The organism is Dietzia sp. IN118 (assembly GCF_032905965.1).
Lineage (GTDB): Bacteria > Actinomycetota > Actinomycetes > Mycobacteriales > Mycobacteriaceae > Dietzia > Dietzia kunjamensis.
Genome location: NZ_JAUMSR010000003.1, coordinates 71,194 through 81,093, shown reverse-complemented (window position 1 = coordinate 81,093; position 9,900 = coordinate 71,194). Strand labels below are relative to the sequence as shown.

The 9,900-nt window shown below is 62.4% G+C and carries 9 protein-coding genes; 5 read left to right on the top strand and 4 right to left on the bottom strand.

The window, feature by feature from the left end; translation table 11 throughout:
* The 3 genes from Q2K20_RS17325 to Q2K20_RS17315 all read right to left on the bottom strand — a co-directional run.
* On the bottom strand, nt 1-523 hold a 523-nt coding region (locus Q2K20_RS17325; RefSeq protein ID WP_317177041.1), incomplete at its 3' end, for an SOS response-associated peptidase.
* A gap of 265 nt (nt 524-788) precedes the next feature.
* Entirely contained in the window at nt 789-1,751 is a 963-nt protein-coding gene (locus tag Q2K20_RS17320) for a hypothetical protein (RefSeq protein WP_317177040.1), read from the bottom strand.
* On the bottom strand, nt 1,748-2,854 hold the full coding sequence (locus Q2K20_RS17315; RefSeq protein ID WP_317177039.1) for a DNA methyltransferase: 1,107 nt from the start codon (nt 2,852-2,854) through the stop codon (nt 1,748-1,750). Before Q2K20_RS17315 ends, Q2K20_RS17320 begins: the two co-directional genes overlap by 4 nt.
* A 278-nt stretch (nt 2,855-3,132) precedes the next feature.
* Between Q2K20_RS17315 and Q2K20_RS17310 the strand changes: the two genes are divergently transcribed.
* Together Q2K20_RS17310 and Q2K20_RS17305 are read left to right on the top strand one after the other, a co-directional pair.
* Nucleotides 3,133-3,921 (top strand): recombinase family protein, encoded by a 789-nt coding sequence (locus Q2K20_RS17310; protein ID WP_317177038.1) that lies wholly within the window; start codon nt 3,133-3,135, stop codon nt 3,919-3,921.
* Nucleotides 3,922-4,407: 486 nt separating this feature from the next.
* Complete coding sequence (locus tag Q2K20_RS17305) at nt 4,408-5,394, top strand: toll/interleukin-1 receptor domain-containing protein (RefSeq protein ID WP_317177037.1); 987 nt, start codon at nt 4,408-4,410, stop codon at nt 5,392-5,394.
* 134 nt (nt 5,395-5,528) lie between these two features.
* On the opposite strand, the gene Q2K20_RS17300 is transcribed toward Q2K20_RS17305, so the two are convergent.
* Entirely contained in the window at nt 5,529-6,716 is a 1,188-nt protein-coding gene (locus tag Q2K20_RS17300) for a DUF4062 domain-containing protein (protein ID WP_317177036.1), read from the bottom strand.
* A 1,031-nt stretch (nt 6,717-7,747) separates the two neighbouring features.
* Here Q2K20_RS17300 and Q2K20_RS17295 point away from each other — a divergent pair.
* Genes Q2K20_RS17295 through Q2K20_RS17285 form a run of 3 tightly spaced genes read left to right on the top strand, consistent with a single transcriptional unit; the run spans nt 7,748 to nt 9,889 of the window.
* Nucleotides 7,748-8,272, top strand: coding sequence for an OsmC family protein (locus tag Q2K20_RS17295; protein ID WP_194860611.1), 525 nt, complete (start codon nt 7,748-7,750; stop codon nt 8,270-8,272).
* Between the two features lie 31 nt (nt 8,273-8,303).
* Entirely contained in the window at nt 8,304-8,771 is a 468-nt protein-coding gene (gene cynS / locus Q2K20_RS17290) for a cyanase (protein WP_390890275.1), read from the top strand.
* Between the two features lie 41 nt (nt 8,772-8,812).
* Nucleotides 8,813-9,889 (top strand): acyl-CoA dehydrogenase family protein, encoded by a 1,077-nt coding sequence (locus Q2K20_RS17285; RefSeq protein WP_269504912.1) that lies wholly within the window; start codon nt 8,813-8,815, stop codon nt 9,887-9,889.
* Nucleotides 9,890-9,900: the final 11 nt, after the last annotated feature.

Genomic DNA, 9,900 nt, shown 5'->3' with positions numbered 1-9,900 from the left:
AGACCGGCATGCGGTCGTGCACCTCGCCGGCCGCATCCTCACCCGTCCGCGTGATGATCGTGAACGTCGTCCGCCACTGCTCATCACCGTCCTGGCGGTGGAAGGCCAACAGTCCCGCAGCGAGCAGCAGCTCGTCACCCGGGGCGTGCACATAGCTGGGGTTCTTGACCTTCTTCCCGTCCTCGAGAGCCTCCTGCCACTCGTAGTACCCGGTCATCGGAACCAGGGCCCGCGCAGAGGCGAACGCCGAACGAAACATGCCGTTGGTCGCAGCAGTCTCCAGCCGGGCGTTAATCGGCCGCGGACCCTTTTCCTTCGCCCACGACGGACGCAATCCCCACGTGGGCATAAACGCCTCACTCACCCGCTGTTCGCCGATCAGGCGATCCCGGACTACCGGCGCCCGTGTGCGAGGAGCAACCGAATAGGCTGGCTCCCACTCGAACCCCGGTTCCGCCCCGTCCAGGCCAAGAACATCGACCAAGGCGGCGCCAGACACAGCGAACGAGTACCGACCACACATGCTGCGACGCTACCAGCGATCGCAAGAGAGGCCGCTCTGACCAGCAACTACGTCAGAACACACATCATCGGCATCAGTCTGTTGCGTCGATTTTGAGGAGGCAAACTACAACCGCTTCTGCTGGATGCTCCGTAGGGCTTTATTGCACCCCCAGGCTCGGGCCCTGGGAGAGGCCTTACCTGCGATTTGGCCGTCCAGCGGCGAAAATGAAGACCAACCAAGTGGACGGCGCTACGCCCAGTCGGCCTCGCTTCGATTCAGTTCGTTAGTTCTCTCCGAAGTCGAAATCGTCAGCCAGTTCGCGCAGCAACTCCCGCAGTCGTTCCGCCGACTCCTCGGAACCGTGCTTTCTCCGCAGATCAAAACTGGCCAACAGCTTGGCCAGATCCTTCGGGTCAGGCTTCTCCTTGTGTGCCTTGAAGAACGCCTGCCAGCTGGCCGCCTCGATTCCCAACAGATCCATCGAAAGTGCTGATTCCAGGAACGAATCCATCAATGGCTTGCAGCGGGGCAGGCGGCCGAAGTTACCCGCTCCGTCACTGATCGGGGTCTGCGACACCAGATCAGCCTTGCTGGGGTAGACCACCGGAGACGCGGCTGGCTTGACCCCTCGTAACTTCTGCGGCTCCTTGTTCGGGTTGCCCCGCAGGAACTCCCACCAGTAGTCGCGCCACTCGGCTGCGAATCGAGCTTGGTCAACCCACGGCGCCGCAACTTGCGGAGTGCCAGCCACAACACTCGACAGGTACCACGGCACAACACACACCATGTCCCACGGGTTGCACGCTTCCGGAGACACTTTGTATCGCAGCGACGGCTCGCCCTCCTTCGACAGGAGGAACCAGCCCTTCAGTTCGATACCGAGCAGAACGCTGATCCCGTCGTCGGCGTGCTTGACTAGACGCACATCGGGGAACGCCTGCGCACTTCTGACGAATCTGTACTCCGACCATCTCATCTGCGGGTCCCAAGTCCCACGCAGTGCGTTGAGCGTCTCCACCACCTGAATCTCAATCGCCGCGCCCATCAGACTGCTCAGATTGAACAGGTCTGTCGCGTTGATCCCGCTGATCGGGTTATCGAAGTCGAAGTGGATCGGAAGTGCAGACAAAGCTGCCTTCACCCCGAGATACAACTCGCGCATCTCCTTCGGAAACGTCGCCAAGTCCACCCGCACGGGCTCCGGCGGCACCACGATCTGATCGATGGCGTCTACCTCGTCAGTCACAGACTTTCTCCCTGTGCCCCTAGAGCCTCGAGTTCGGCTTCGGTTGCCAAGTTGGCCACGGCATCGGCGAGACGGCCTTGCGCGATCTCTGCGAAGTGCGGATCTCTTTCAGCCGCGTAGGCCTGGCGTCCGAGCGCGACAGCAGCAACCGATCCCGTGGCCAGGCCGCCGAACGGTTCCCACACCACGTCGTCGGGGTGGGTCGTCGCATGCACCAGCCTCTCCATGAACTCCAGGGGTTTCTGATTCAGGTGCGTGGTGGAGGCCTTCGTCGGCTTGTAAACCCGCGGCGCCGACCGGCGCATCGAGCCCTTGAGGCGCTCGCCGTCGCTCAGCGGCGGCCGAGACCACACGTTGGTCAGCCCGTGGGCGTGGGTCCACGGGTAACGCATCGAGTCCCATTGCCCAGCCGAGACGGACTCCTCTCCGTCCAGCGAGAAGTACGGCCGGCCAGACTCCAAACCGTGCTCATTGCAGTACGCGGCCATCTTGGCCACCGCTGCCCCCGGTGGCCAGTACCAGAGCCAGTCCCGGGTCAGGTATTTGCGGGTCGCGGCATTGGCCACGCCGCACGCCTCGTTCGACAAATACATGGGTAGGCCCGAGCGCTGCCACTCATAACGCAGCCAGTCCTGCGCCCCGATCGCGCCCTCGTCAGTCTGCATCTCGAACCGGCGCTGGTAGAGCACACAGACCTCTGTGACGATCGGGAACTGCCGGATCGTTTTGCCGTTGACGTTGCCGGCGATATGAGACAGCCCCTTGTCCCAGATGATCGTCTGAACGTAGTCCCAGCCCTGGGCGGTGAGCTCCTGATGCACGGTCGCCCAGCCGACCTCCGTGCCCCAGAACCACAGTGCTGTGCCCGGGCGCGACGCCTCCGTCCATGCCTGGATATGCGGGCGATACCACTCAACCAGTCCCTCGGCGTCGGTCGTATCCCCGTGGAACCCACGAACGCCGTAAGCGCCATCGGAGATGATCGTGTTCGGCGCTGGCCACTCCGCATAGGCTTCCATCACGTCGCCCCGGTGCAGCGTCCAGGGCTGATCCCTGACCACTGCCAACGCTGGTGGCTCAACCTCCACCTGCGCTTCGCGCATACGCGCCGCCTCGCCCATTGTTCCCCGCATCCACTCGCTGCACAGTTGCGCAGGTGAGTTTATGGGGCTGACGGTCTGGGCAACGCCAATCGGGGTCCGGTGGGGTGTCCTTGGCTCTCTGTTCCCAGAGTCCCGTCGCTCTGGGGTACACCCGTGCGGGACGATATGCCGCCGAACATCGCTGCTGTGTCACAGGGTCTAGTTCGGCATTTATGAAACGCCATCCCGTCGGGTCTAGGGTGTATTGATACACAGACCGGGCGAAAGGGACTTTTTCGATGGCTGATCGGATCGGGACTCTTTTGAACCGGGCGGGTGATGGCGGCGAGGAGGTGCTCATCGTCAGCCGGGGGAAGGAGCGAACTCGGTTCCGGCGCCGGGACGAGTTGGACTGGAACTTTCGGGTGGAGTCGACGGACTCGGAGAACATCATCGAGCAGAACCCGAAGCGAAAGCCGAAGACGAATCCGAAGCCGGCTCGCCGGGTCTCGCGTCCGCGTGGACAGCGGGTGGCGTACGTGCGCGTGTCGGCGGCCGATCAGAACGAGGCGCGTCAGCTCGAGGCGGTGGGGGAGTGCGACCGGGTCTATATCGAGAAACAGTCCGCTCGCTCGCGCGCCGATCGCGTGAAACTCGAAGAGTGCATCAGGTACCTGCGAGATGGTGACGAGCTGGTTGTCGCCTCGATGGACCGACTCGCCCGTTCCCTGGTCGATCTCAAACAGATCGTTGGCGAGATCACCGCGAAGGGCGCGAGCGTGGAGTTCGTCCACGAGCGCGCGACCTACGCTGCCGGCGCCCAGGATCCTCGAGCGGATCTGATGCTGTCACTGCTCGGGGCGTTCGCCGAGTTCGAGCGGGCCATCGTCCGTGAACGCCAGGCCGAGGGCATCGCCATCGCCAAGGCGAAGGGCAAGTACAAGGGACGCAAGCGTGTCCTGACCGCCGAGCAGATCGACAAGGCCCGGGCCGACATCGAGGCGGGGGAGGGGCCGTCGGCGATCGCCCGAGATCTCGGGGTCGGTCGCTCCACGTTGTACCGAGCGCTACAACGTCACACGCCGTAGACGTCGATGGGCGGCCTTGTTGCGCCATTCAGAGTCCTGTTGGCCAGGACGTGGCCGATACTTGTGCGGTGACCGACGATCGAGGAGCAGCCCAGACGGGGTGAAGGAAGGTGGGTGGCCACGTCCTAAGGGCCATGCTGTGAGCAGGACCGAGGCCGTCATCCGAACTCGCCCTAGCGAGTCGAGACAAGCCTCGGGGCACTACAACTGGTCGGGCTGCGGCTGGTGGGTAACTGGATTCGTTGGGTAAGCGTATAAATCGAATCCATTCCTAATGTCGAGATCCGGCCTCTCCTCCTGCAATCTGTGCATCAATGCGAACCTTCCGAATCCGGAAGGGCTCGTTTTAGATGAGAATTTCTACCGGGCCCTCATTTGGCCCAGCTTGCGAGCACCGGCGGTTCGAAGGCGAAATTCGCCGGCATAGTGATCGTGCGCTGTGACTTCGATAACTAGGGTGAGGGCTGGACGCGTGCGAACGGCGCGATGGCGGAAGAGAGCTGGCTAATGAATGTGCAAGGCGTAGACGAGCAGGCGGCGCCCAAAGTCTTCGTCTCCTACTCGTGGGATAGCGAGCAACACCAGACATGGGTATTGCAGCTCGCGCACCGCTTGCGCGCCGACGGCGTGGACGCAGTGCTGGACCAGTGGGACACCCGCCTGGGCAGCGATCTGGCACTATTTATGGAGTCCGCTGCCAACCTGGAGTACCGGGTCCTTGCGATTGTTACGGAAAGCTACGTCGCCAAATCCGACATTCCCCAAGGGGGAGTCGGCTACGAGCGGCGAGTCATCACACCCACGTTGATGAATGACCTCCTCGGTCATCGGGTGGTTCCAGTCCTTCGTTCCGGAGCCTCTCTGCCGATTTTCATGGGTGCGAATGCGACTAAGTACATCGACTTCAGAGATGACGATGTTTACGAGGAAAGTTACGTTGAGCTTTTGCGTGACCTTCATGGCATGCCCGTACTGGAAAAGCCTCCTCTCGGTTTTAATCCGTTCATCGGGTCAGCGGCCGAGGACGTGGATGCTGCTGTCCGTGAAAGTCGTGCAAGGTACGTTTCGCCAGCGGTGACCGGTGAGTTTGAGTTTGACTACGAAAACAATGATGGTCGGTATCTCCTCGGAGCTGGAGAAACGGAATTTGTTGTTAGGTTCGGCACCGCAGGACATGGGAGTATCCATGCCTACACAGATGGCACGAACTTGAAGAGCCTGGCACTAGTGCGACAGGCATCAGGGCCCGAGGGCGTCGGTGACGCCTCCGCATATGACGGATCATCGCGAGTTCGAACGCCGCAAACCGGTGACGCAATCGTGCTTCGCAACGCCCATGATTACTGGGCAGCCGTCTTCATTGACGAAGTGCTCACTCGACATACAAGCCCATCTGGGTGCGCGAACTTGAAGGCAAGATACGTCATTCAGGGGGCGAGGTCGCGCTACTTCGGTCCGATCACTTCCGAATAGCCCTATCTTCGTCTCGTCTCCATCGCACGTCAGGACGTCCAGCTAGACCCTTCGGATTCAGAGCGTCCTCCTCGAGAAGTGGAGGAGGGATGGGCGCAACTTATCATCGCAATGCGGCGCCGGGATAAAGCTGGCTATTCGGTGGCGCTCGCCTCATCTGGTAAAGCTTGCGCCGTCTCCAGCAGGGACGGTTTCCGGATCGCCCTAAGTCCTATCAACTGTTTCTGCCCTCGATCCGTCAATTGCCAGTATGCGCTAGTGTCGCTTCCCGGCCGCCTCTTGGATCCCTTTTCGATTAGCGCTAGGGCCGAGAACTGAACCTTCACGTCGTTGAAGCTGTCGATGGAGACTTCGGCTTCGTACACTTCGCCCACCCTTTTGTCCTCCTCGTCCTCTTCGCTGCGATGGGTGGTGGCTACCTCGTCTTCCTTGCCGTCCCCACTGGTCGCATCGTCATCGATCAGATCTATGCGTGCCAGCGCAAGGCACAGCTCTGAAAGGCGACTTTTGAGGTACTCCTCGGATGACTCGTCCATAAGTTCGGGGCCTAAGTGTTTGAGAATGTCATTCCAAGTGGGGCTGACCGTCCACTTGGCTCTCGCCCGGTTGTGTTGATATGCTTTTCCGGTATCGATACGCCACTGCCAGTGGAAACTGACGATGCATTCCAGAGAGGCTTTCTCGTTCCCTTGAACTAGCTCCGACGGATCTACCGCAGCAGTATTTTGACGCTGTTCGTCATGGAGGTCAGCCGAGAGCTCTCGAACTTTTGCTCGAAGTTCGGCCAACTCGGCTTTGACGGCGGGAGTCATGGCTTCACTGGCCCGGATCCACCCGATTGCTGGATGCGATTTTCGTATCTGCATGATTGCGAGAGCTACTTGACCGGGAAGATCACCCGGCTCGTGCCAGTACTTCACCATCTTCTTCTCAATCTTGTCGCGAAATTCATTCAATTTGTCGCGCAGATCGTTATCGAGGTCGAGTTTGTCGCCCGGTAGCTTTCCGGGATCGCCGTGCAGGAAGCCCATCACTGGCTTCTTGCTGGACACCGCGTAGTCGAACTCCATCTCTGTGTATGACAGGTCTGCAGCATCGTCGAGGCTTCCATACCGGCCGCCCACAATTACGACATAGTAGTCACAAAGGTCAATTACTCCCTTGATTAACTCCCATTTTTCACTATCCGAGGCTGGGAATAGCTCCATTCCCGACGGGATGCAGTCAGCTTCGAGCAAGGTCTGGATTACGGCCCGTCGCTCTTCTACAAGGTCTCTAAACGTCGAACTTACAAAGACTTGTTCTCGTTTTTCGATTGTCATCTGAGCAAGCCTACTGCGCAGCGCCCGCTTTGAGTTCTAGTACGACTCTTCGGCTCATTGCGGACCGCCCGGGTAGGGATCAGTTCGTTTGCGGATGCTCGGGACGGGGCACCTTCGTCCCGAGCGGAGGGAATCTCCTGGGCCATTTGGCTACTAGGCCGTCCGGATCTGGAGAGGCCGGGAGTGTGGCAGTTCAGGTCTGGCTGCCTACGTTCAGGCTTACTGCGACTATTGCGATCCCCACCCTGCCCTCGCGATGCCCGGTGGCCGCACAATCAGCTTCGGACGCGCGAGCGCGTCAGCGCTTGGGCGAGTTCAGGGTCTAGCACGTCGCATCTTGCCTTTACATAACGTCTGACTATCGGCGGGCGGTCAGCTCGGAAGCCCGTCGAGCGCTGCTTATAGCTTTTAGGACGACGTCATCGTCGGCCGGGATTGGCCCGCAGCGGCCCGCGTTCACATGCGTCGAGCGAGTTGACGGAAGAGTTCTCCGAGTCCGTCTGTCGCAGAACGCTCGCGGACGTTTCACTTACTCGCCCGGCCTAGCTGCTTGTGTATAGGACGGTGACGGTTACCGCCATGGGCGGCACTGCGATTGAAATGGTCGGTTCAGATTCAGCCGCTGGATGCCGCCAACATGTAGGGAAAGTGGACGAGTGCGGCGAGGGAAGTCAGTGCGGCCGTGCAGCAGGTGCCTGCGGTTTCCCGTTCTTCGTCGCGGACTAAGCCGCGGTGTCCGGAGCGCAGCTGGTGTTGACGGCGGCCGCGGTGTCCGGAACAACTATTCGCACGCCGAGCGGTTCCGGTGACGTACGTCACTCACTTCACCTTTGTCGTTTCGCCTGCGTATCGAGTTGTTTCATCGGCGTAAAGGGTCGCCGTTGAGTGCAACGGAACGCCGTCCGCGGGGAACGAACCGGGTGACACTCCACTGCGTGACCGGCTGACGCGGTCGCTGCGTGGAGGAGTCCCGGACGGCCGACCGGCCGCCGCCGGACCCACCGAAGAAGGACCCCACTGTGACCGAGACCATCCGCACCCTCGTCGACATTGACCTCGACGGCCTGGCCGACCTGTCTGCCACCTCCAAGGAGAACCCCTCCACGGGCCACCGCACACTCAAGGCCACCACGGTCTGCGAGACCGGCTTCCGCAACCTCACATCAGTGCGGGACACCGCGCCGGTCCTTGTCTCCGAGCCGTGCGCACTGCTCGGAGACAACGCCGCCCCCAATCCGTCCGAGGTCGCCCTCGCCGCGCTCGGGTCCTGCATCAACGTGGGCCTGGTCGCGAACGCCGGGCACCGCGGGATCGCGCTGACCACCGCCGAGATCGCCATGGAAGGTGATATCGACATCTCCGCCGTCTGGGGGGTCGGCGACACTGACCCGGCCAAGATCATGGGGTTTACCGCGATCCGCTGCACCATCACGCTCGCCGGGGACACCGATGAGACCACCCTTACCGAGATCGCCGAATCCGCCATGCGCTGGTCACCGGTCGTCAACACGATGACCAACCCGGTCGAGGTCTCCCACACCACCGTCGTCGCTTGATCGCCCGTCACCAGACCCGAGGAGAGCACCGATGAACACCACCGACCCCCGCACGGTCCTGGACAAGGCCGAGGCCGGCCGCATCGTCGATGCGGCGCGCGTCCGCGCCGGCAAGTCTTGGGAGGAGCTGGCCGAGGCGGCCGGTAGCGCCCCTGTGTGGACGACCGCTGCGCTGCTCGGGATGCACCCTATGAGCAATGCGCAGGCCGCGGCCGTAGCCGACCTCCTGGAGCTGGGCGGCGACGTGGTCGAGGCACTCGTCGCCCAGCCCACCCGAGGCGACGTCGTCGGGCCGCCTCCTGCAGACCCCACGCTGTACCGATTCCACGAGGCGCTCATGGTCTACGGACCGGCGCTCAAAGCTCTGATCCACGAAGAGTTCGGTGACGGGATCATGAGTGCCATCAATTTCCAGGTCGACATCGCCCGCCGGTCGGACCCGGGTGGCGACCGGGTCGTGGTGACCTTCGACGGAAAATTTCTCGATTACAACTGGTGAGCCCCGCCACCACCAATCTCACGCCAATTCGGAGGAACACCATGACCGCCACAGCGATCCCCGTTTCCACCTCTACTCCCGTCGACCTGGACGGTGTGTTAGAGACAGTCACCGCCCGGGCGGACGACCTCGACCGTGGGGAGGGCGCCGCCAGAGACGTCCTGCCCCTGCTTGCCTCGACCGGCGCGCTCGACGCGGGCCTTCCGCGCAACCGTGATGGTGGACTGCTCGAGATGGTCGAAACCCTGGCCCAGGTGTCCGCCTGCTGCCTCTCCTCGGCGTTCACCGCCTGGGCGCACCGCATGACCATGGAGTACCTGGCGCACGCCGACACCCCCTACTCCCGCGACCTGCTAACCGGGATGGTCACCGGGGAGCGCCCCGGTGTCACAGGGATGGCCTCGGCGTTCCGCGAGTTGGCCGGCTGTGGCAGCCTCGACGTGACCGCCACGGTCGAGGGTGAGGAACTGGTGCTCGACGGCACCCTGCGATGGGCCTCCAACCTGTACGAGGACGCCGTCCTCGTCACGGCTGCGCGCACCACCACCGGCGACCGCATTGTGGTCGCCCTGCCCGTCGACACCCCGGGCGTCACAGTGGGCCCACCCTTCTCACTCATGGCCCTGGGCTCGACCGCCTCGTCGTTCCTGAAGATCGAGAACGTCCGAATCGGTGCACACCAGGTGCTGACTAGCGATTTCGAGGCCTTCCTCACCTCCGTTCGGCCTACCTTCGTGATGTTGCAGACCGCGCTGTGCGTGGGCCTGGCTACCACTGCCCTGGAGGAGGCTCGCTCGTCGCTCATCGGCGTCAATGCGGTGTTCGCCGGCGAGGTCGACCGGCTCGTGGGCAAGCTCGCGCTGGTCCGCTCTGCCATGACCGCCCACGCCCGCGCCGAGGCGACAGCCCACGCCGCCGGGCGCGCCGAGCTCCTCGCCATGCGCCTGCAAGCGGCGGAGGTCGCCTTCGAGGCCGCGATTTTGGAGACCAAATCTGCTGGGGGCAAGGGCTATGCACGCTCGTCCGGCACGTCCCGGCGCATGCGCGAGGCCGTCTTCTTCCCGGTCCAGTCGCCGTCCGAGGCCCAGCTGAGGTGGGAGCTGGCCAGCTGCGCCTGATCGCAGGCAGC